Below are 21,985 nucleotides of genomic sequence, written 5' to 3' on the forward strand. Positions count from 1 at the left end.
CTAGCCCCCGTAGACCAGCCCTTGCGGGTCGATCTCCGGCTTACGGCCGGCGACGAGGTCGGCAAGGAATTTTCCCGAACCGCAGGCCATGGTCCAGCCGACATGGCCGTGGCCGGTGTCGAGATAAAGATTCCTATAGCGCGCCCGGCCGATGACCGGCACGGAGTTCGGCATCATCGGCCGCAGGCCTGCCCACAGCTCCGCCTTCTTCTCGTCGAAGGCACCGGGAAACAGGTCCTTGCCGGTCCTGAACATGGCAGCGAAGTCGCTGGGCTTATGGCTGCGGTCAAAGCCGGTGAATTCGGCGGTCGAGGCGAGCCGCAGCCGGTTGCCAAGCCTGGAATAGGCGATCAACTGGTCCTCGTCGGCGCCGCCCATGGTCGGCCCTTTGCTCTCGTCTTCCAGCGGAATGGTCGCAGTATAACCCTTCACCGGATAGACAGGCAGGTCGATGCCGTAGCGGCGGCCGAGCAGGCCACTTTCCGGTCCCATCGAGATGACCACGGCATCCCCGGTGACCGGTCCGGCCGAAGTCATCACCGCACTCACCCGGTCGCCCTCGATGGCGAGGCCCTCGACCGTCGTTCCGTAGAGAAAGTTCACGCCGAGTTTTTCGGCTGAATAGGCCGCGAGTTTTTCCACGAACTGCCGGGAATCGCCGGTCTGGTCGATCGGCGAATAGACGCCGCCGGCGATCTTCTCCTTCACGCCGGCAAGACCGGGTTCAAGCTCGACCAGCCGCTCGCGGCCGACGATCTCGATCGGCAGGCCATGCTCGGCCAGATAGCGATAATTGTCGGTGCCGGTGTCGAGGCTGTGCTGCGAGCGGAAGAAATAGAGGATGCCCTTCTTGCGCTCGTCATAGGCGATGCCAGTCTCGGCCGAGATGGCGTTGATGCAATCGCGCGAATAGAGCGCCAGGCGCAACTTGACCCGGCTGTTGGCGCGCAGGCGCTCTTTCGTGCACTGGCGCAGGAAGCGCAGGCTCCAGGCGAGGAAATAGGGATCGAAGCGCAGTCGGACCTTGATGCCGAGATCATGGTTGTAGAGCGCGCGCAGGAATGTCTTCAACGCCGCCGGCGAAGCCCAGGCGGTAGCATCCCCCGGAGACACCAGGCCGGCGTTCGACTGGCTGGTGCCGCGCGCCGGCGCCGCATGGCGCTCGATCACGGTGACCTCGTGGCCGTCGCTGGCCAGATAGAAGGCGGCCGCCGTACCGACGACACCGGCCCCGATCACCGTTATTTTCATGCCATCCCCCCAAAGCGCCTCGCGGCGCGGCGCCTCCATGCCGTGCCGCGAATGCCTTCAATAGCGCTTCACTGCCCGCCTTGCGAGCCCTTGCGAGAACCCGGCTCAGCCCCGAGCGGAGTTCTTGCCGGTCAGGATGCGCTCCCAGGCGAGCGCGTCGGCAACGATCTGGTCGAGGTCGTCGCGTTGCGGCTCCCAGCCGAGTTCGGCGCGGGCGAGATCCGAATTGGCAACCACCGCCGCGGCGTCGCCGGGACGGCGATCGCCCATCTTCACCTCGAAATCATGGCCGAAGGCACGCCGCACGCTGTCGATGACCTCGAGCACCGAGTAGCCATGGCTATAGCCGCAATTGGCGACGAGGCTTTGTCCGCCGGCGCGCAGCCGCTGAAGGGCCAGGCGGTGCGCCGCCGCCAGATCGCTGACATGGATGTAGTCGCGCATGCAGGTGCCATCCGGCGTCGGATAATCGGTGCCGAACACCTGCATGAACGGCCGCTTGCCGAGCGCCGTCTCGCAGGCGACCTTGATCAGATGAGTGGCGCCCGGCGTCGACTGCCCGGTGCGGCCCTTCGGGTCGGCGCCGGCGACGTTGAAATAGCGCAGCGCGGTATAGCGCAGGCCGTGCGCGATCGCCGCGTCGCGCAGCATCCATTCGCTCATCAGCTTGGACAGGCCATAGGGCGATTCCGGCGCCAGGCGGGCATCCTCGCGCACCGGCTCCAGTCCGGCGCCGCCATAGACGGCCGCGGTCGAGGAAAAGATGAAATTGGGCACGCCCTCGCGCACCGCGGTTTCGATCAGCGTGCGCGTCTTGCAGGTGTTGTTCTCGTAATAGCCAAGCGGATCGGCGACCGATTCCGGGACCACGATGGAACCGGCGAAATGGATGATCGCTTCGACCTTGTTTTCCCTGATGATCGAGCCGACCAATTCCCTGTCGGCGACATCGCCAACCACCAGCTTTGCCTCCGGCGCTACCGCCCATTCGAAGCCGGTCGAAAGACGGTCGAGAACGACCACGCTCTCGCCGGCATCCAGCAGCTCCCAGACCATATGGCTGCCGATATAGCCGGCGCCGCCTGTTACCAAAACTGTCATCCGCGACCTCGCATCTCAAGATTTATCGGAAACTGTCTCAACCCCCGCCCTACTGGAAAGCCTGCCTGGTGGCCATTAGAACTCATGGTAACCAGCATTGTCTGCACGTGGCATCGTCCTGAAACAAAATTGATCCACATCAAGGGAATAGGCCACGATCCGTGGTCGATAGGAACAGGTCCGGGGCGTGGCATTTTGACCAGAAAGGCCTGGTGGACGACCAATAGGGCAATGATTATGATCCCGCGCAAAAATTGGGAAGCCGACATGAACTACCAGCGGTTCTTCGAGGAAGCGATCGACCAGCTCCATGCTGAGCGTCGCTACCGCGTTTTCGCCGACCTCGAGCGAATCGCGGGCAAGTTTCCGCGCGCCATCTGGCGTTCCAACGGCCGCGCCGAGGAAATCACCGTCTGGTGCTCCAACGATTATCTCGGCATGGGCCAGCATCCCGATGTCATCGCCGCGTTCCAGGATGCAGCCGGCAGGATGGGCTCGGGCGCCGGCGGCACCCGCAACATTTCCGGCACCAGCAACCCGCTGGTAGAGCTCGAACTGGAGCTTGCCGACCTGCACGAAAAGGAAGCGGCACTCGTCTTCACCTCCGGCTTCGTTTCCAACGAAGCCTCGATCTCGACCATCGCGCGGCTTTTGCCCAATTGCCTGATCATCTCGGACGAACTGAACCACGCCTCGATGATCGAAGGCGTACGGCGCTCGGGCGCCGAGAAGAAGATCTTCCGTCACAATGACGTCGCGCACCTGGAAAGCCTGTTGCAGGCGGCGGGCCGCGAACGCGCCAAGCTGATTATCTTCGAAAGCGTCTATTCGATGGATGGCGACATCGCGCCAATCAAGCAGATCGTCGAGCTCGCCGAGCGCTACAACGCCATGACCTATATCGACGAAGTGCATGCCGTCGGCATGTACGGACCACGCGGCGGCGGCATCACCGAGCGCGAAGGCCTGGCCGACCGCATCGACATCATCGAAGGCACGCTGGCCAAGGCATTCGGCACGCTAGGCGGCTACATCGCCGGCACCAGTGCAGTGATCGACGCCGTACGCTCCTATGCGCCGGGCTTCATCTTCACCACCGCGCTGCCGCCGGCGATCGCGGCTGCCGCGACCGCGTCGATCCGCCATCTCAAGCGCTCGCAGGCCGAGCGCGACGCCCAGCAGCAGCAGGCCGCGAGGACCAAGCAGATACTCTCTGCCGCCGGCCTGCCGGTGATGGACTCGCCGACCCACATCGTGCCAGTCTTGGTTGGCGATCCGGAACTTTGCAAGATGGCCAGCGACCGCCTGCTCGGCGTTCACGGCCTTTACATCCAGCCGATCAACTACCCGACCGTGCCGCGCGGCACGGAGCGGCTGCGCATCACGCCGACGCCGTTCCACTCCGATGCACTGATCGCCGAACTGCAGGACGCGCTGGTCGAGACCTGGGACGCGCTCGGCATTCCCTACGGCTCCGCCGGTCGGCCGTCCGTGGCCAAGAGCGACCGGATCATTCCGCTGCTGGTGCCCAAGTCAGGCGGCTGAAAAACTCTCCTCCGGCGGCCATCTGACGCGGGTTTCTGCGTCAACGGCTCAAACAGTCTTCATCCAATTCGCCAGACGATGCGCCGCTTCCTCGATCTGGTCGAGGCGGCGGTGGAAGCACAGCCTGAGGAAGGCTTCGCCGCCGGGGCCGAAAGCCGTGCCGGGAGCCAGGCCGACATTGGCTTTGTCGACGATGTCGAAGGCAGCAGTGCGTGAATCTGTGATGCCGTCGACCGTGAAGAAAAGATAGAACGCACCTTGCGGCACGGTGAACCGGGCACGGCCGGCGGCGCCGAGAATGCCGCAGACCAGATCGCGCGCCTTGCGCGCCCGCTCTACCTGTTCGGCAACGAAGGCATCGCCTTCATCAAGGGCCGCAACCGCGCCGCGCTGCATGAACTGGGCAACGCCGGAATTCGAATACTGGATCAAGTTCTCGAACACCTGCTGCAGGGACGGATGTGTCTTGATCCAGCCGACACGCCAGCCGGTCATCGCCCAGTTCTTGGAAAAACTGTTGACGTAGAGGATGCGATCCTCCGCCGTCGCGATGTCGAGGAAAGACGGCGCGCGGCCAGGGCCATAGTGGAACAGCGAATAGATCTCGTCGGCGATGATCCAGATATTTTTGGCGCGCGCGAGATCGAGGATTGCCTGCAAGGTCTCGTGATCGGCGGTCCAGCCGGTGGGATTGGACGGCGTGTTGATGAACAGTGCCTTTGTGCGCGGCGTGATCGCCGCTGCGATCTTCTCGACGTCGCAGGACCAGCCATTGCCGGAATGGTCCAGCGTGACCGCAACAGGAATGGCTCCCGCTATCGCCGCGGCGGCGTCGAAATTCGGCCAAGCCGGTGACAGATAAACCACCTCGTCGCCGGCGCCGGCGAGCGCGTCGAGCGCCAGCTGGATGGCATGCATGCCGGATCCGGTGACGATGAATTGTTCCTCCGGGAAGGTTTTGCCGAAATGCCTGGCGTAGTAGCGGGAAAGCGCCTGCCTGAGATCGGGGATGCCTTTCTGCCAGGTGTAGAACGTTTCGCCGCCGGCTAGCGCCTTCGACGCGGCATCGGTGATGAACGGAGGCGTCGGCAGGTCGCCCTCACCGGCCCAGAGCGGGATCATGCCCTCGCGCAAGCGGCCGTAATTGACCACGGCGACAATGCCGCTTTCGGGCGCGGCGCGGGCTTCGGCGTGAAGGCTGTCGATCAGGGTCATGGGCGGGTCCGTTCCGATCTCGGGCGTTGATCGGCGCTCCTTAGCAGATGCGAAAACAGAAAACCCCGGCCGCGAACGACCGGGGTTTTGGTCCAGAAGAGCCTGATCCGTCTATCTCCTGGCGAGCAAGTCGCGAATTTCGGTGAGCAGCGCGACATCGGCGGGCGGCGCAGCGGCCGGCGCAGCGGGCTTCTCGCGCTCAAGCCGCTTGCGCATGTTGTTCACCGCCTTGACCATCAGGAAGATGATGAAGGCGAGGATAAGGAAGTTCAACGCTACGGTTATGAAGCTGCCATACGCGAAAACAGCGCCTTGCTTTTTAGCGTCTGCCAGCGAGGTGGCGTTGACGGCCGAGGAGAGCCCCAGGAAATAGTTGTTGAAGTCCAGGCCGCCGAAAATCGCGCCGACGATCGGCATGATGATGTCGTTGACGAGGGAATCGACGATCTTGCCAAAGGCCGCGCCGATGATGACGCCGACCGCAAGGTCCATCACATTGCCCTTGGAAATGAATTCCTGGAACTCTTTCAGCATTCGACCCTCCTTGTCATGACCGGCCGAGCTGCCGTTTCCCGTCCTCAGGCATCGACCCGAGGACGAACATAACAAAAACCTCCGGTTGCAACATCGGCAAAAAGCAGGAAGCAACCGGTTTCTCCTTCCCCGACGGCCGTCCGGTAAAGCGCGTCACGCCGCGCTTTGGGCCTCTTGTTCTTGCGCATGCCGTTGCCCAAAACTGCTGCGCTTCTTGGTCGACATGCATCGGAAATCACAGCCTTCATGCATCCAAAGCCGTGATGGACTCGGAAGCCAAGCTGTGATTGCGTCTGGGCAAGCCGGGTTGAAATTCGGCACAAGGAGGATATTGCCGGCGTGCAGGGCTTGTTCATCGTCATCATCGCGATCGCCTATGTGACGCTGCTGTTCGCCATCGCCAGCCTGGGCGACCGCCGCTCGGCCATTTCCGAGCCAAGCCGGGCCCGGCCCTTCATCTATGCGCTCAGTCTGGCGATCTACTGCACGTCGTGGACATTCTTCGGCTCGGTCGGCCTCTCCTCCGAACGCGGCCTCGAATTCCTCGGCATCTATACCGGCCCGGTGCTGGTGTTCGTGTTCGGCTTTCCGCTGCTCAACCGCATCGTCCGGCTGGCCAAGACCGAGAAGATCACCTCGATCGCCGACTTCCTCGGCGCCCGCTACGGCAAGAGTTTTACTGTCGCTGCGATCGCCACGCTGATCGCCACCATCGGCGCGGTGCCCTATATCGCGCTGCAGTTGAAGGCGATCTCCGGTTCGGTCAGCCTGATGGTCGAGCACTATACGGGATCGCCGCCCTCCTTCGATCCCTTCGTCAGCGACATCTCGCTGGTCGTCGCCATGCTGCTGGCGCTGTTTGCGGTGCTGTTCGGCACACGCCACGCCGACGCCACTGAACACCAGGACGGGCTGGTGCTGGCGGTTGCGGTGGAAACCGTGGTCAAGCTTGCCGCTTTCCTGGCGATCGGCCTGATGGTCACCTTCCTGATCTTCGGCGGCCCGGGCGATATGTTCGCCAAGCTTGCCCAGAATGTGCAGGTTCGGCAGGCGATGAGCTACAACACCTCGCTGGCCACCTGGCTGGTGCTGACTTGCCTGAGCGGCTTTGCCATCGTCATGCTGCCGCGGCAGTTCTACGTCACCATCGTCGAGAACCGTGGCGAGGCCGAATTGCGCACCGCGACATGGGTGTTTCCGCTCTACCTCGTAGCGATCAATCTGTTCGTGCTGCCGATCGCCTTTGCTGGCCTGTCGCTGGTCGGCACGGGGACCAGCAGCGATCTCTACGTGCTGTCGCTGCCCTTGTTCAGCGGCCATGACGTGCTGGCGATGGCGGCCTTTATCGGCGGGCTGTCGGCGGCAACCGCTATGGTGATCGTCGAGAGCGTGGCGCTGTCGATCATGATTTCCAACGACCTCGTCATTCCGCTGTTCGTGCGCCGCCTGCTCAAGACATCGACCTCCGAGAACGAAGATTGGTCGACGCTCATCCTCAACGTGCGGCGCGGGGCGATCTTCATCCTGCTGTTCATCGCCTTCCTCTACTATCGCGAGAGCACCAACAGCGTGCGCCTGTCGTCGATCGGCCTGATGTCGTTCGCGGCCATCGCCCAGTTCGCGCCGGCGCTGATCGGCGGGCTGATCTGGCGCGGCGCCAATGGCCGGGGTGCGGCGCTGGGCATGGTCGCCGGCATCCTCGCCTGGGGCTACACGCTGCTGTTTCCATCGCTTGCCGCATCCGATACCGGCATCATCGTGCACGGGCTGTTTGGCTTCGAGGCGTTACGGCCGCAGGCCCTGTTCGGCACCGTCGCCGAACCGCTGAACCACGGCGTATTGTGGAGCCTGTCGATCAACGCGGTGTTCTTCGTGCTGGGTTCCCTCTCGCGCGCATCGGTTCCGCTGGAACGCATCCAGGCGTCGATCTTCGTGCCTCGCGATGCCGGTCCGATGCCCAGCCTGCGCCGCTTCCGCACCGCCATCACCGTCAACGACCTCAAGGATACGATCGGGCGCTATCTCGGCGTCGAGCGCACCGAGCGCTCCTTCCAGTCGTTCGAAAGGACCAACGGCACTTCGCTGCACGGCAACGAGCAGGCGAGCATGGACGTCATCCGCTTTTCCGAGCAACTGCTGGCCAGCGCCGTCGGTTCCTCCTCGGCACGGCTGATCCTGTCGCTGCTGTTTCGACGCCACGACCGCGAATCCAAGGATGCCTTTCGCTTGCTCGACGACGCCACCGAGGCGCTGCAGCACAATCGCGACCTGCTTCAGATTGCGCTCGACCAGATGGAGCAAGGCATCACAGTCTTCGATCGGGACTTCCGCCTGATCTGCTGGAACCGGCAGTACCGGGCGCTTTTCGACCTGCCCGACGAGATGGGCCAGGTCGGCGTCTCGCTCGACCGCATCCTGCGCCATCTTGCCGAGCGCGGCGACATCCCTGCCGACCAGCGCGTGGCCATGCTCAACCGGCTGACCAGTTTCGTCAGCCCCTGGCAGATGGAGCTGAAGACCAGCGGCCGCATCCTGGAGCTGCGCTCCAACCCAATGCCGGACGGCGGCATAGTCGCGACCTATGCCGACATTTCCGGACGCGTCGAACAGGATCTGGCGCTGAAGCGGGCCAATGAATCGCTGGAGCAGCGCGTCAAGACCCGCACCATGGAGCTGACGCGGGTCAACGAGGAGTTGACTCGGGTCAACGAGGAGCTGGCGCAGGCGCAGATGCTGGCCGAGGAGGCCAATCTCGGCAAGACGCGCTTCCTCGCCGCCGCTGGCCACGACATCCTGCAGCCATTGAACGCCGCACGGCTCTATTGCTCATCGCTGATCGAGAAAGCCGGCAAGGGGCCTGCCGGCAAGGCGGCGGTCAACATCGAATCCTCGCTGGAATCGGTCGAGACCATCCTTGGCGCCGTGCTCGACATCTCCCGCCTCGACGCCGGCGCGATGAAGCCGGACGATAGCGCCTTCAACCTCGATGGATTGCTGCGCCAGATCGGCAACGACTTTCGGCCGCTCGCCGCCGAAAAGAAGCTCGAGCTGACGATCATGCCGTCATCGCTGACCGTGACCACGGACCGTAACCTTTTGCGCCGCCTGATCCAGAACCTCGTCTCCAACGCCATCAAATACACGCGCCACGGCCGTGTGCTGGTCGGCGTCAGGCGGCGCGGCGAACTGGCCGAGATCCAGGTGGTCGACACCGGCATCGGCATCGCCGGCGACAAGCTGAACACCGTCTTTCGCGAATTCACCCGGCTCGACGAAGGCGCGCGCGAAGCCGAGGGCCTCGGCCTCGGCCTCTCCATCGTCGACCGCATCGCCCGGGTATTGCGCCTGGAGATCCGGATCTTTTCCAATCCCGGCAAGGGCACGCGCTTTTCCGTCATCCTGCCGGTGGCGGCCGTGCAGGAGCCGCGACGCGAAATCGAAACCAGGGCTCCTGCCCGCGCGACGGCTTCGCTGGCCGGGTTGCACGTGCTGTGCATCGATAACGACGCCCGCATCCTCGACGGCATGCGGCTCCTGCTCGAAGGCTGGGGCTGCAATGTCGATACGGTGTCCGGCTCAAAGGATCTGGAGAGTTCTGCGATGCCCCGCCCGGACATCGTCCTTGCCGACTACCATCTCGACGGCGAAACCGGTCTCGATATCATCGCCAGACTGCGCGCGATCCATGGCGATGACCTGACGGCCGTGCTGGTCACCGCCGACCGTTCCAACGAGGTGCGCACTGCCGCGGGCGGGCTTGAGATTCCGGTGATCAACAAGCCGCTGAAACCTGCGGTGCTGCGCTCGATGATGGCTAGGGTCAGGCGGCTGGCATCGGCGGCCGAATAGCGTCAAAAGGCGGGCGGCCATCAGTTCCGCGAGTTCCAACGCGCGACCGATCGGGCGGACCGAGGTTCAGTACTCTGATTGAATAGTATTCTGATCGAACAGGGCGCCCTGGCGATCAGCTCGTCGGCTGCAGCGGGTCGCTGCCGATCTTTGACAGGAGGATCACCGCCTGGGTGCGGCTGTCGACGCCGAGCTTCTGCAGGATGGCCGAGACATGCGCCTTGATGGTGGCCTCGGAGACGCCGAGTTCGTAGGCGATCTGCTTGTTGAGCAGGCCCTCGGCCAGCATGCCGAGCACGCGGGTCTGCTGCGGCGTCAGCGCCTGCAGCCGCTTGATCAGGTCTGATATTTCGGGATCCCGCTCGACGCCGAGATCGACCCCGACGGGTGCTGCAATATCGCCGGCAAGCACCGACTGTACGGCGCTACGAATCTCTTCCATGCTGGCCGATTTGGAGATGAAGCCGGAAGCGCCGAGATCGAGCGCCCGCCTGATGGTCGCCGGATCGTCGTGCGCCGACACCACGACGAGTGGCACCGCCGGATGGATACCACGCAGCGAGATGAGGCCGGAGAGGCCGCTGGCGCCCGGCATCGACAGGTCGAGCAGCACCAGATCGACATCCTCGTTGGCCACGACCAGCGCCTTGGCGCTCTCGAAATCGCCGGCCTCGTGGATGGCGGCGACATTGCCGATGCCGGCGAGCGCTTCGCGCAGCGCACCGCGAAACAGTGGATGATCGTCGGCGATGACGAAAGAATAGCCTGCCGGCAAATGTCCCTCCCCGAATCCCACGATGATTTTTTGGCCTTTTTCGGGATCAGTTGAACGATTATGAGGGGCGGCGCGCTGTTTTCAAGCGGCAAAGCCAGCGCGTCGCGTTTCCCCTGCTGAAATCAAAATGCTACAGCGATGCTCAGGTCTTCTGCGAATTGAGCTGGGTGCCGTTGTCCTTGTCCATATCCTTGACGATGCCCATGAAGCCGCGCAGGAAGCGTTCCATGTAGCTCATCGTCTTGTTGAAATCCTCCTCGCTCGGCAGTTTCGATTCGAGGCGGGCGGAGAGCGAATTCTCGAGCTTGGTGACGCGCTCGTCCATCGCCTTCATCGAGGTCTGCAAGCGGTCGACCTCGTCCTGGAAAGCGGCGCGTTCGTCGGCCGCCATCTTGCAGACGAGCTGGCCGGACCGTTCCTCGCAGATCGACATGGCGCCGGTCTGCGTATCCATCCGGACATAGCCGTTATCAGACTTTTCCAGTCGATAGCGGTCGGTTTCTTCCGAATAAGCTGAAGCCGCGACCAGCGAAACGAGCGCGGCGGGGATCAAGATGTGCTGCAGACGCATGTTGTCCTCCATGGCCAAGGCCTGAAATATCGCATGTTTGCGCCGGAAATGGGGAAGACCCTTGGCGTGGCCTTTCCCGCGTGGCTGGTTCGGACTATAGCGCAACCATGTCTCAGATTATCTACAAGATAACCCCGCGAGCGCCTTGGCGCGAGGCCGAAACAAATGGCCGCTTCACCGGCGCGCCGATCGATGTCGCCGACGGCTTCATCCATTTCTCCACGGCAGCGCAGGTCAAGGAAACGGCTGCAAAGCACTTTGCCGGCCAGACCGACCTTCTGCTGGTCGCCATCGACGGCGCTAGCCTGGGTGCTGCTTTGAAATACGAGGTCTCGCGCGGCGGCGCGCTGTTTCCGCATCTCTATGGCGTGCTGGACCTGAAAGCCGTGCTTTGGGTGCGACCGCTGCCGCTTGGTGCCGATGGCGTGCACCAGTTCCCGGCACTGGAGGGGCAATGAGCGTGCTCGACCGGCTTGGCCAGAAGCTGCTGTTCGCCTTCGATCCGGAAACCGCGCATGGCCTGTCGATCGCGGCGCTGCGATGCGGTCTGCCGGTTGGGGCATCGGCTACGCGTGATGCCCAGCTGAAGGTCAGCCTTTGCGGCCTCGATTTCCCCAACCCGCTTGGCATGGCCGCCGGCTACGACAAGAATGCCGAGGTGCCCGACGCGCTGCTTGGCCTGGGCTTCGGCTTTGTCGAGGTCGGCACGATCACGCCGCTGCCGCAGGCCGGCAATTCGAAGCCGCGCATTTTCCGGCTGACGGCGGACGAAGCGGTGATCAACCGGCTGGGCTTCAACAATGAAGGCCATGCAGCGGCTGAAAAACGCCTTGCCGCACGCAAGGGGCGTGGCGGCATCGTCGGCGTCAACATCGGTGCCAACAAGGACAGCACCGACCGCGTCAGTGACTATGAGCGCGGTGTTGCCCGTTTCGCGCGATACGCCAGCTATCTCACCGTCAACATCTCCTCGCCCAACACGCCGGGCCTGCGCAATATGCAGGCGCGCGAGCAGCTTGGTGAGCTCTTGTCGCGGGTCATGGCAGCGCGCGCCGCGGCAACAGCCCAGCCGCCGGTGTTCCTCAAGATCGCCCCGGATCTGCTCGAGGCGGAGTTGGAGGACATCGCCGCCGAGGTCACCGAGAAACGGATCGACGGTGTCATCGTCTCCAACACCACAATCTCCCGGCCGGCGCTGCGCAGCGGCAACGCCGCGCGTGAGACCGGCGGGCTCTCGGGCAAGCCCTTGTTCGATCGCTCGACCATCGTTCTGGCCAGGATGCGCAAACTGCTCGGGCCGGAGCTTGCCATCATCGGTGTCGGCGGCGTCGATTCCACCGACACGGCACTGGAAAAGATCCGGGCTGGCGCCGATCTCGTCCAGCTCTACACCAGCATGATCTACGCCGGGTCGGCACTGCCGGGCCGGATCGTCGCCGGAATGGTGCGATTTGCCGAGACGGAACGGCTGAAGTCGATTTGCGAGTTGCGCGACAGCCGCCTCGACTTCTGGGCGTCCAAGCAACTCTGAACTGCTCTCAGGAGCGTAGATTGCGACTGACGGCCCGCTCGCAGATGGTGCCGCCGATGGCAGGCAAAACCCCGAAGAGAAGCAACTGTGCGGTTCCTCCGATGCCAGAAACCGCGGAGAGAATGAACGCAGAGAGCAATCCCAGCGCCGCGCCCAAGACATATGGCAGGTAGCTTCGCATAAGCTCACCCTGGAACAATTGGTGCATCAAGTCTGTTGGAAGTCGACTGGAAATGCAAGTTCACCCGACGGCGCAGCAGGGCAACGAATTCGGGTTAACGGGTTCCTTCGGAGCCTTCGCCGGCGCGTAGGCTGACGGAGCATTAAACGAAAAACCCGCCTGAGCGGCGGGTCACTGGCGCAAATCAGCACCATGGACGAATATGTACCATAGCTGAGGGCACGAAATCAAGAAAAAATTCCTATCGCAAAAAGCTACCGGCACAAAAGTTGCCGACACCGCCGAACTGGCTGCCGCCAGGCCATTGCTGACCTGGGGTTCGGAGCTCTGGACGGCGCAGGCCCTTCCGGGGACACTGTCTAAAACGCGGTTCGCACCCTGAGCCGCAGGATCGTCAGCAGGCTGAAGCCGCGTGCGAGCAGGAAAACGTGCAACGCCGCCCAAAGTCCATTGTTGCCGAAGGTAGGCGCGAGCGTCAGCAGCGCGGCCGCGAAAACGAGGAACGACAGCAGCATCATGTTGCGCATGTCGCGCGACCAGGTCGCGCCAATGAACACGCCATCCATCTGGAACGCCAGCACACCGCTCAGCGCGGTGAATGCCGCCCACGGCAGGTAGATGTCGGCCATCGAACGGACTTCCTCCGATGTCGTCACAAGAGCAACCAGACCGGCGCCGCCAAACAGCAGCACCAGGGTCGCGGCACCCGCCAGCCCAAACCCCCAGAACAGGGTCAGCCGCACCGCCTGGCGGAAGGGCGCGGCGGCACGCGCGCCGACGGCACGACCGGCCAGCTGTTCGGCGGCGGTGGCAAAGCCATCGAGAAAGTAGCCGGCAACGAGAAAGAAATTCATCAGCACGGCGTTGGCGGCCAGCGTCACCGTACCGAACTGCGCGCCTTGGCGGGTGAACAGTGCGAAGGCGGCGAGCAGCGAGAACGAACGGATCATGATGTCGCGGTTGAGCGACAGCATGCGCACAAAGGCAGCCATGTCGAGCAGGCGATGGCGCGGCAAGGGCGGGGCCGCCCGGAACCGGCGGATGACGATCGCCAGGCCGAGCAGCATGGCAAGGAACTCACCGGTCACGGTCGCCCAGGCGACGCCGACGACGCCCCAGCCGAGTTCCAGGCCGAGCAGGAAGCAGAGCGCGATGTTGATGCCGTTCAGCACCAGTTGCAACATCAGCCCGAGCCCACCCTCGCCGCGCCCCAGCACATAGCCAAGGATGGCGTAGTTGATCAGCGAGAACGGTGCGGCGAGCAGCCTGATCCTGATGTAGACGCCCATCGCCTCGCTGACGCGCGGTTCGGCGCCCATGAATTTCTGCCCGGCAATGGCGACCAGGGGCGCAAGTGCCGCGAGCACTATGCCGGCGACAACCGCGATCAGCACGGCGCGCCAGAACACCGCCTGTTCCTCCAGGGCATCGCCGCGGCCGAAAGCCTGGGCGACAAGGCCAGTGGTGCCCGAGCGCAGGAAATTGAATGTGGTGAAGACAACGTCGAAGATAAGCGCGCCGGCCGCCAGGCCGCCGAGCAAGGCGGCGTCGCCGAACTGTCCGACGACAGCCGTGTCGACCAGGCCGAGCATCGGCGTCGTCAGATAGGCGAGCGTCATCGGCACCGCGATGGCCAGCACGGAACGGTTGGTGACGACAAAGTATCTGGCGTCGGCTGGGATTACACCCTTGTCCAAGGATTGCTGCTTTGCTGATTGCGGCTTGATCGAACCGCCGGTGTGCCCCATTTTCCCGGCATCGCGCAATCACTCTTCCCGCGAAGGCCAACCGAATTACCCGGTCTGGCGCGAGCCCGCCGGATCCAGTTCATGCCTTTGCAGATCGTCCATCACCCCGACTACGACGCCGGCTTCGCGGTCAACCATCGCTTTCCGATGAGCAAATACCCGCTGCTGATGGATACCTTGCGCGCACGCGGACTGGCCGGGCCCGACGCGCTCAACTCCGCGGAACCCGCGCCGGCGTCATGGCTGAAGCTTGCTCATGCGGCCGACTATGTCGACCAGGTCATCAGTTGCTCCGTGCCCGAGAAGATCGAGCGCGAGATCGGTTTCCCGGTGACCCCGCGTGTCTCGCTGCGCGCGCAGCTTGCCACCGGCGGCACGGTGCTGGCGGCGCGGCTCGCCCTGCGCCACGGCATCGCCTGCAACACCGCCGGTGGCAGTCATCATGCGAGGCGTGCGCAAGGTGCGGGCTTTTGCACCTTCAACGATGTTGCCGTCGCATCGCTGGTCTTGCTCGCCGAAGGCGCCGCCACAAACATCCTGGTGGTCGACCTCGACGTGCATCAGGGCGACGGCACGGCGGATATTCTCGCGGACGATCCGCGCGTGTTCACCTTTTCCATGCATGGCGACCGCAACTACCCTGTGCGCAAGGTCGCCTCCGACCTCGATGTCGCGCTGCCCGACGGCACGGGTGACGCCGCTTACATGGAAAGGCTCGCCGCCACCCTGCCGGAACTGTCCGCCAAAGCGCATTGGGACATCGTCTTCTACAATGCTGGCGTCGACGTCCATGCCGAAGACCGGCTTGGCAGGCTGTCGCTATCGGATGACGGGCTACGCAGGCGCGACGATATGGTCATCCGCCATTTTCGCGCGCAGGGCATTCCCGTCTGCGGCGTCATCGGCGGCGGCTATTCCATGGACGTGCCCGCCCTGGCGGCGAGGCACGCCATGCTGTTCGAGGTGGCGTCGGACTATGCCCGGTAGCTACTTCCGATAGTTGGCAAGCCTCAGCAGGATGAAGGCCGGCACGACGACCGCCGCACCGAGCAGGATGTAGCCGAAGAAGCGGTCGATGGCGTGGAAGCCAAGATTCCACAGGTCGATGAAGAACTTCCGGATGCCGTAGAACACATCCATCGGCGACCAGCCGAAGGCATTCATGACCAGGCCGACGAGGAACGACGCGACCAGCAGTTTCAGGATCACCTTGAGCGGCGAGTCGCCGAGAAAGCGTGTCAGTGCGGACAAGGCCCGTCTCCAGATAGAAGCACCCAGACTCGAGGGCGTCAGCCTGACATACGCACTTGGCTTGCCGGCTTCAAGCCGGCAGTTTTGCGGATGGCGAACACCTCGAGCGAGGCATTGGCGTGGCCGCAAGCAGCGCCAAGACGTGGCAGCCGGCCAATGGACACGTCCGATCCCGCTGGCTTATCTGTTTTCTAACCAATTGCCGCTATTGCCAATCGAATAGCGGGAGCAAGGCCTTTGGTGGAGACGCAGAAAAACACCGCGCGACGCGGCGTCATGCTGTCGGTGGTCGTCCCATGCTACAATGAGCTGGACGGGGTGGCCGAACTGCATCGACGGGTGACGGCGGCATGTCTGGAACAGGGCTCCTCGTATGAGATCGTCCTTGTCATCGATGGCGCCACCGACGGCTCGCGAGATGCTATTTTCAAGCTGGCCGAAAAGGACGATCACGTCGTCGCCATCGACCTTGCCCGGAACTACGGCCACCAGATCGCGTTGAGCGCGGGGCTCGAATTCTGCCGCGGCCAGCGCATTCTCATTCTCGATGCCGACCTACAGGATCCGCCTGAATTGCTCGGCGCGATGATGGCGAAGATGAACGAAGGCTTCGATGTCGTTTACGGCCAGAGGCTGAGCCGCGACGGGGAAAGCTGGTTCAAGCTCACCTCCGCTTCGATGTTCTATCGCTTGCTGCGCCGCATGGTCGACGTCGAGATCGCGCCGAATTCCGGGGATTTCCGGCTGATGAGCCGCCGCGCGCTCGACCATCTGAACGCGATGCCCGAGCGCTACAGGTTCATTCGCGGCATGGTGAGCTGGATCGGGCTGAAACAGGTGGCCTTCCCCTATGAGCGGCACCGGCGCTTTGCCGGCACCACCCATTATCCCCTGAAAAGGATGGTTCTTCTGGCGATCGACGCGATGACCAGCTTTTCCATCGCGCCCCTGCGGTTCGCCTCGCTGCTCGGAATGATGTTCGGGCTTCTGGGTCTGTTCGTGCTCGGCTACACGCTGTTGGAATGGTCGGTCGGAAACGTGCTGCCCGGCTGGACCAGCCTTGCCGCGATCATGCTGATCCTCGGCAGCATCCAGCTCATGGTGCTTGGCATCTTCGGCGAGTATCTCGGGCGCATGTACATGGAGACAAAGCGGAGGCCGCTCTACTTCGTCAACGAGGTCGTTTCGCGCAGCCAGGCAGCCGAGGACGAGGAACTGCCCGTCCATCGCCTGCAGGAGATGGCAAAGAGGGCCGCACGTGCTTGAGGCGGAGTTCGACCAGTTTGCGCGGGAATATCAGGAGCAGCATGCCGCCAGCATAAGGCTGAGCGGCGAAACGCCGGATTTCTTCGCCAAGTACAAGATCGACGACGTTGCCGCGACGCTGCGGCGGACTGGTGTGAAACCCCGGCGCATCCTTGACTTCGGCGCCGGTGTCGGCAATTCGCTCGGCCATATGCGCAACGCGTTTCCCGACGCGGAGATCACCTTGCTCGATCCTTCGCGGGAATCGCTCGACATCGCCAGCAAGCGCTTTCCCGGCCTGGCCGCCTTCACGCATTTCAATGGCACGACAATTCCTTTTGCCGACGGCAGCTTCGACCTCGCCTTCGCGGCTTGCGTCTTCCATCACATTCCCGAGGACCTGCAGATCGGGCTGCTCGCGGAGATCGGCAGGGTGCTGGCCGATGGCGGCAGCTTCTTTGTTTTCGAGCACAATCCGTGGAACCCGCTGACCACGCACGCGGTGAGAAACTGCACCTTCGACGAAAACGCGGTCTTGATAACCTCCCGCGAGATGCGCAGGCGTATTGCCCAGGCAGGCCTTGCCAATACAAGGATCATCTACCGGATTTTCTTCCCTCGACTGCTTGCGAGGCTGAGGCCATTCGAACGTTTCCTCACCAAGGTACCTGTCGGAGCCCAATATTTTGCGCATGTGGTCAAGCCTGCCGTTTGACGTCCCGAGGATGCTGCGATTTGGCGCCGTCGGCCTGTTCAACACGGCGCTGGGATACGCGGTCATTCTGGCCGGGCTTGCGCTGGGTCTGGGCGATATCGTTGCCAACGCCTCGGGCTATGCCGCAGGCCTTGTCCTCGGCTTCTTCCTCAACCGCCAATGGACCTTCCGCAGAGCCGATGGCTTCCGGCCCGGAACTGCGCTGCGCTATGGAAGCGTCTTTCTGGTCGCCTACAGCATCAACCTGGCCGTCGTGATCGCCGCCCGTTCGGCTGGCATCTTCGAAAACCCATTGGTCCACCTCGCGGGCATTTGCGTCTATTCGGTTGTCTTCTACCTCGGTTCGGCCCGCTTCGTGTTCGTGGGTGGCGGAGACGACAGCGCCGACCGGACGGTTAGGGTGGCCGATGGCCCCCGGCGGCAGCCGGCCAGTCGAACACCTTGAACCAAACTGTCATCGGAAACGATTAGAGGCGGCGCACCATGAACGACGCTCAGGCCAGCATGGCGGCCGCCACATACAACGATCGGAACAGGCTGATCTTCTGCCTGCTCGCAGCCTGGGCGATGGCGGGAGCACTGGCTGCGCAGGCGGCTTCCACCCTGCAGGATCCCGACAGTTGGTGGCAAGTGAAGGTCGGGCTGGATTTCCTGGCAAACCGGACATTCCCGACAGTCGATCCCTATTCCCACACTTTTGCCGGCCAGCCATGGATTGCCAAGGAATGGCTGGGCCAGGTCCTGTTGGCCCTTGCCTACCGGGCAGCAGGCTGGAACGGGGTGGTCACCCTGATCATCGCCTCGATTTCGCTGACGGTTTTCCTGATGGGGTGGTTTCTCAGCGCGTGGCTGAAGCCGATCCTGGCGATTACGCTCGCCTTCGCCGCAATGTTCCTGATCAACCCGATCTTTACGGCGCGTCCGCATGTCCTCACCTTCCCGATCATCGTCATCTGGACTGCGGTGCTATTTGGTGCGGCAAGGGAAGAACGGGCGCCGCCCTGGTGGTCGCTTGTGCTGGTTGTGCTGTGGGCGAACCTGCACGCCACCTTCACCTTGAGCTTCGTCATCGCAGCGTTCGCCGGTCTCGATCTGCTGGCGCGCACGGGCATGTCAAAACCCGCCCTCCTGGCGAAATGGATCGCCTTCGGCCTGCTTTGCCCGCTGGTCAGCCTGATCCACCCCTATGGCGTCCAGGCCATCCTGGCGACGCTTGGCGTGGCCTACGGCAACGAGGCGGTGTCGCTGATCACGGAATGGAAACCGTTCAGCCAGCCGGACAGCCCCGTCCAGGAAGCTGCGATATTGCTGGCGCTTTTCGGGCTTCTGGTGTCACGGTTGCGGATTGGCTGGGTCAAGGCGTTGTTCGTCGTCTTCACCTTGCATGTCTATCTCGCCCATGTGCGTTTCATGTATCTGTTCTTCCTGCTGATTCCCCTGGTGATCGCAGTCGAGGTCGCACAGCAATTTCCCCGGCTTTCGGCCACCACGTGGCTGGTGGACAAGCGCGACGGATTGGAAAAATTCCTTGCCAGGCGCTTCTACGCGATCTGCGGCGCGGCAGCCGTTTTGCTGATCGTCGCGGTCGCCGTGCTCGGCAGCGCCTACCAGGTCACGCCGAGCCCGAAGACGTCGGCCAGCGGGGCGCTGGCATTCGCCGAAAGTCATCATCTGTCCGGCAACGTGCTGAATTCCTACAATTTCGGCGGCACGCTGATTTTCCACGGGATCAAGACCTATATCGACGGGCGGACGGACCAGCTGTTTCTGGGCGGTTTCACAAAAACCGATGACGAGACGGGACACAGCGACGGCAAGCCGCTCCTCGAAGCCCGGCTGAAGAAATACGCAATAGGCTGGGCATTGCTGTCGACCGGCGACAGCCGCATCCCCTTCTTCGACCAGCTTGGCTGGAACCGGGCCTATGCGGATGATTACGCGGTGATTTACCTGCCCGGCGCCTGATCGTGCCGCGTGCCGGCGCGAACCGGCTTCGCCAGCATTCGAACCTTGGCATGCGGCATGCACTGATCGTCAGAAAAATCAGAGAAATAGTCCCGGAAAGTCGTCGACGTTAACTTCATGCCTAGCTAATTCATGCTAACGCTGCCGGCTGGTGATGCTGGAGGGCTGGCATCCCACAGGGGATGACGTCAATTATGTTCATGTTAAAGCGACGGGCCGGAAAATTTTCCAAGGCCGTTTTCAGTCTGGCCTGGGCGCTGCATCTGGCAGCAATTCCGATTTCCTATTCGACAAACGCATACGCGCTCAACGGCGATGTCAAGCTGCCCAAGCCTTATATTTCCAGGGCGATCGAAGCGGTCCTGCTGCCGATCAATGGCACTGTACGCAAGGAGTTCAAACTCAAGCCACACGCCCACGGCGTCCTTGTGCTGTCGGTGAAGCCTGGTGGCACCGGCGAAAAGCAAGGCATCAAGCCTGGCGACGTGATTGCCAAGGTCCACGGCCACAAGATCTACAAGCCGATCGATGTCGATACGGTGGTCTACCATTGGGCCAAAGCAGGCAAATCCGACTTCCGATTCGACTGCTATCGCGATGGCAAGTCCTACAACTCCAATGGCACGATCACGCTTAGCAGCTACGAAACCGCCGTCGATGTCGTCACTGTCGCGACGTGGACAAGCTGGTCTGTCGCAACTGCCTTCAGCTATTCGGAGTTCTACAGCGAATATAGCCAGGAGATGACTGCCACCTACGAATCATCCGAGACGACGGTGGAGGCGACCGCCTCTTCCGAGGAATTCACCTCCGAGGCCAACAGCGAGGCTACCGACGAGAGCTCGGACAGCAAAGCGGACGCAACAGCTGACGGCGCGAGCGATTCGGCGACGGAGCCGAGCGATCAGGCAGAGGCTTCCGGAACCGACGACACCGATGCTCCCGCCGCGGAAGACAATTCCGACGGCGGCGACGATGGCGATGCCGCCGACGACAGTTCCGGCGACGATGATTCCGGCGGCGGGGATGACGGCGGTGGGGATGACGGCGGTGGCGACGATAGCGGTGACGACGAGTAATCCGCCAGCCTGCCGGCTACCGGATCGGCAGAGATATTCAGATGTTGGGTTCGAGCGCACGGCAATCGCTTCGGGTTAATTTGTCACCTTGCCGATGCTGGCACCCAGTCTGACGCGACTGGCTTGGGTTCGGGCGGCTTTGCGGTTGCCCGAGCCTGTGCCGTCATGATAACCAGAACGCGCGCGGGTATGATGTAATGGTAGCTTGTCAGCTTCCCAAGCTGAACGCGCGGGTTCGATTCCCGCTACCCGCTCCAGCTGCTGTCATCCCACCTCTCTCAGAATGAAATCGTGCAGCATCTTGGCGGCTGGCGACAGCGCGCGGTTCCTCACAGTGATCAGACTGTAGGGCCTGACCTCAATGTCGAATTCGGTTTGGACGACATCGATGGCGCCGGCCAGCCCGTCGGGATTCTGGATGAACTTCGCCACCTGGATCGATACCGGCGCAATGGCATCGGACTGCGCAACCATGACCAGGGTCAAGAGCAGTGAGCTGGTGTTGAGGATGCGATCCGGCAAGGCGATGTTGCGGTTGAGGAAATTGCTCTCCATCGCCTGGCGCAAGGGCGAGCCGCCCGACTGGAAAACCCAATCATAGGCGGCGGTGTCTTCCAGCCGCACCGGCTCGCCCTTGGTGAGCGGATGGCCGCGGCGCACGATCAGGCAGGCCTTCTCGACGCCGATGACGCGCGACTCGAACAGCCGCGGGTTGAGATCATCGGGGATGCGCGCGATGATGAAATCATGGCGCGTGGCGATCAGCTCGCGCGCCAGCACGTTGGAGGTTTCGACCTGCATGGTGATCTCGATGCGCGGATAGATGCGGCGGATTTCGCGGATTGCCGGCACCGCCAGCTCGATCGCCGGCGCCGTTACGGCACCCAGGAACACCGCCCCTCCCTTGCCTGCCTTGAGCTCGGAAATCTCACGATCGACCTCGCGCATCTCCTGCAGGATCGACCGCGCGCGCCTGGCCAAAGCTTTGCCGTAGGGCGTCAAGGTTATGCCGCGCGGCAGTCTCTCGCACAGCTTGACCTCCAGCACCGCCTCCATCTCGCCGATCATGCGCGAGGCCGCCGGCTGCGAAATGTTCATCACCTGGGCCGCCGCGCTGACCCGGCCATGGTCGTCGAGCGCGACGATCATTCGCATGTGACGTAGACTGAGACCGCTGCGCAGAAGGGTTTCGCCATCGCCCGGTTTTTCTTTGTAACGGTTTGAACCTGAACCAGAATTCCGCAGCGCAGGCATTGCGTTTCCCCTACTTGCCCTTACCGTCGCCGGAGAACGCGCCGGTCGATCTCGCCTCTTAGTGCATACCAAATGTGATATAGCAACCATCAAAGATCGCATTTGACAGTTATGGCAAAGGATCACACCCTTCGCGCGTTCCGAGACGTGACGGTCGATGACGAGAAAAATCGTA

General features: G+C 62.8%; 19 protein-coding genes and 1 tRNA gene. 11 read left to right on the forward strand and 9 right to left on the reverse strand.

Annotated elements, in window-relative coordinates; translation table 11 throughout:
* Positions 1–1,251: a D-amino acid dehydrogenase gene (locus tag NKJ90_RS08410; protein ID WP_352485913.1), complete on the reverse strand. Its 1,251-nt coding sequence runs from the start codon at positions 1,249–1,251 to the stop codon at positions 1–3.
* A gap of 105 nt (positions 1,252–1,356) precedes the next feature.
* On the reverse strand, positions 1,357–2,352 hold the full coding sequence (gene galE, locus NKJ90_RS08415) for a UDP-glucose 4-epimerase GalE (protein WP_023758016.1): 996 nt from the start codon (positions 2,350–2,352) through the stop codon (positions 1,357–1,359).
* Between the two features lie 267 nt (positions 2,353–2,619).
* Between galE and hemA the strand changes: the two genes are divergently transcribed.
* The gene (hemA, locus tag NKJ90_RS08420) at positions 2,620–3,897 is read left to right on the forward strand and encodes a 5-aminolevulinate synthase (protein WP_023758017.1); all 1,278 of its coding nucleotides are present in this window, start codon (positions 2,620–2,622) and stop codon (positions 3,895–3,897) included.
* Positions 3,898–3,945: 48 nt separating this feature from the next.
* Here hemA and NKJ90_RS08425 read toward each other — a convergent pair whose 3' ends face one another.
* A complete protein-coding gene (locus NKJ90_RS08425; RefSeq protein WP_023758018.1) occupies positions 3,946–5,112 on the reverse strand; it encodes a pyridoxal phosphate-dependent aminotransferase in 1,167 nt (388 codons plus the stop codon).
* 111 nt (positions 5,113–5,223) lie between these two features.
* Positions 5,224–5,646, reverse strand: coding sequence for a large conductance mechanosensitive channel protein MscL (gene mscL, locus NKJ90_RS08430; protein WP_023758019.1), 423 nt, complete (start codon positions 5,644–5,646; stop codon positions 5,224–5,226).
* Positions 5,647–5,985: 339 nt separating this feature from the next.
* On the opposite strand from mscL, the gene NKJ90_RS08435 reads away from it, so the two are divergent.
* The gene (locus NKJ90_RS08435; protein ID WP_352485914.1) at positions 5,986–9,495 is read left to right on the forward strand and encodes a PAS domain-containing hybrid sensor histidine kinase/response regulator; all 3,510 of its coding nucleotides are present in this window, start codon (positions 5,986–5,988) and stop codon (positions 9,493–9,495) included.
* Positions 9,496–9,610: 115 nt separating this feature from the next.
* Here the strand turns inward: NKJ90_RS08435 and NKJ90_RS08440 are convergent, their stop codons facing one another.
* Together NKJ90_RS08440 and NKJ90_RS08445 are read right to left on the reverse strand one after the other, a co-directional pair.
* Positions 9,611–10,270 (reverse strand): response regulator transcription factor, encoded by a 660-nt coding sequence (locus NKJ90_RS08440; RefSeq protein WP_023758021.1) that lies wholly within the window; start codon positions 10,268–10,270, stop codon positions 9,611–9,613.
* A 142-nt stretch (positions 10,271–10,412) separates the two neighbouring features.
* Complete coding sequence (locus tag NKJ90_RS08445; RefSeq protein ID WP_023758022.1) at positions 10,413–10,841, reverse strand: hypothetical protein; 429 nt, start codon at positions 10,839–10,841, stop codon at positions 10,413–10,415.
* A gap of 107 nt (positions 10,842–10,948) precedes the next feature.
* On the opposite strand from NKJ90_RS08445, the gene NKJ90_RS08450 reads away from it, so the two are divergent.
* Both NKJ90_RS08450 and NKJ90_RS08455 read left to right on the forward strand, forming a co-directional pair.
* Positions 10,949–11,299 (forward strand): DUF952 domain-containing protein, encoded by a 351-nt coding sequence (locus NKJ90_RS08450; RefSeq protein ID WP_023758023.1) that lies wholly within the window; start codon positions 10,949–10,951, stop codon positions 11,297–11,299.
* Positions 11,296–12,372: a quinone-dependent dihydroorotate dehydrogenase gene (locus NKJ90_RS08455; protein ID WP_023758024.1), complete on the forward strand. Its 1,077-nt coding sequence runs from the start codon at positions 11,296–11,298 to the stop codon at positions 12,370–12,372. The genes NKJ90_RS08450 and NKJ90_RS08455 overlap by 4 nt, the downstream gene beginning before the upstream one ends.
* Before the next feature lie 540 nt (positions 12,373–12,912).
* Here the strand turns inward: NKJ90_RS08455 and NKJ90_RS08460 are convergent.
* On the reverse strand, positions 12,913–14,250 hold the full coding sequence (locus tag NKJ90_RS08460) for an MATE family efflux transporter (RefSeq protein WP_023758026.1): 1,338 nt from the start codon (positions 14,248–14,250) through the stop codon (positions 12,913–12,915).
* A 132-nt stretch (positions 14,251–14,382) separates the two neighbouring features.
* Here NKJ90_RS08460 and NKJ90_RS08465 point away from each other — a divergent pair, with 132 nt between their 5' ends.
* A complete protein-coding gene (locus tag NKJ90_RS08465) occupies positions 14,383–15,288 on the forward strand; it encodes a histone deacetylase family protein (RefSeq protein WP_023758027.1) in 906 nt (301 codons plus the stop codon).
* Here NKJ90_RS08465 and NKJ90_RS08470 read toward each other — a convergent pair whose 3' ends face one another.
* Positions 15,289–15,552 carry a DUF6460 domain-containing protein gene (locus tag NKJ90_RS08470; RefSeq protein ID WP_023758028.1) on the reverse strand — a complete coding sequence of 88 codons (264 nt, stop codon included), beginning with the start codon at positions 15,550–15,552 and terminating at the stop codon, positions 15,289–15,291. It abuts the gene before it with no gap.
* 276 nt (positions 15,553–15,828) lie between these two features.
* On the opposite strand from NKJ90_RS08470, the gene NKJ90_RS08475 reads away from it, so the two are divergent.
* From NKJ90_RS08475 to NKJ90_RS08500, 6 genes are all read left to right on the forward strand, one after another.
* A complete protein-coding gene (locus NKJ90_RS08475) occupies positions 15,829–16,818 on the forward strand; it encodes a glycosyltransferase family 2 protein (protein WP_198032193.1) in 990 nt (329 codons plus the stop codon).
* A complete protein-coding gene (locus NKJ90_RS08480; RefSeq protein ID WP_023758031.1) occupies positions 16,811–17,512 on the forward strand; it encodes a class I SAM-dependent methyltransferase in 702 nt (233 codons plus the stop codon). Before NKJ90_RS08475 ends, NKJ90_RS08480 begins: the two co-directional genes overlap by 8 nt.
* A 10-nt stretch (positions 17,513–17,522) precedes the next feature.
* A complete protein-coding gene (locus NKJ90_RS08485) occupies positions 17,523–17,957 on the forward strand; it encodes a GtrA family protein (protein WP_245266474.1) in 435 nt (144 codons plus the stop codon).
* Positions 17,958–17,995: 38 nt separating this feature from the next.
* The gene (locus NKJ90_RS08490; protein ID WP_023758033.1) at positions 17,996–19,477 is read left to right on the forward strand and encodes a hypothetical protein; all 1,482 of its coding nucleotides are present in this window, start codon (positions 17,996–17,998) and stop codon (positions 19,475–19,477) included.
* A 194-nt stretch (positions 19,478–19,671) separates the two neighbouring features.
* Positions 19,672–20,556 (forward strand): PDZ domain-containing protein, encoded by an 885-nt coding sequence (locus NKJ90_RS08495; RefSeq protein WP_023758034.1) that lies wholly within the window; start codon positions 19,672–19,674, stop codon positions 20,554–20,556.
* 183 nt (positions 20,557–20,739) lie between these two features.
* Positions 20,740–20,813: transfer RNA gene (locus NKJ90_RS08500), tRNA-Gly, on the forward strand.
* Positions 20,814–20,820: 7 nt separating this feature from the next.
* On the opposite strand, the gene NKJ90_RS08505 is transcribed toward NKJ90_RS08500, so the two are convergent.
* Complete coding sequence (locus tag NKJ90_RS08505) at positions 20,821–21,810, reverse strand: LysR family transcriptional regulator (RefSeq protein WP_023758035.1); 990 nt, start codon at positions 21,808–21,810, stop codon at positions 20,821–20,823.
* Positions 21,811–21,985: the final 175 nt, after the last annotated feature.

Origin of the sequence: Mesorhizobium sp. M0051 (genome assembly GCF_040323235.1) — a bacterium.
In the GTDB taxonomy this organism is placed as follows: Bacteria; Pseudomonadota; Alphaproteobacteria; order Rhizobiales; family Rhizobiaceae; genus Mesorhizobium.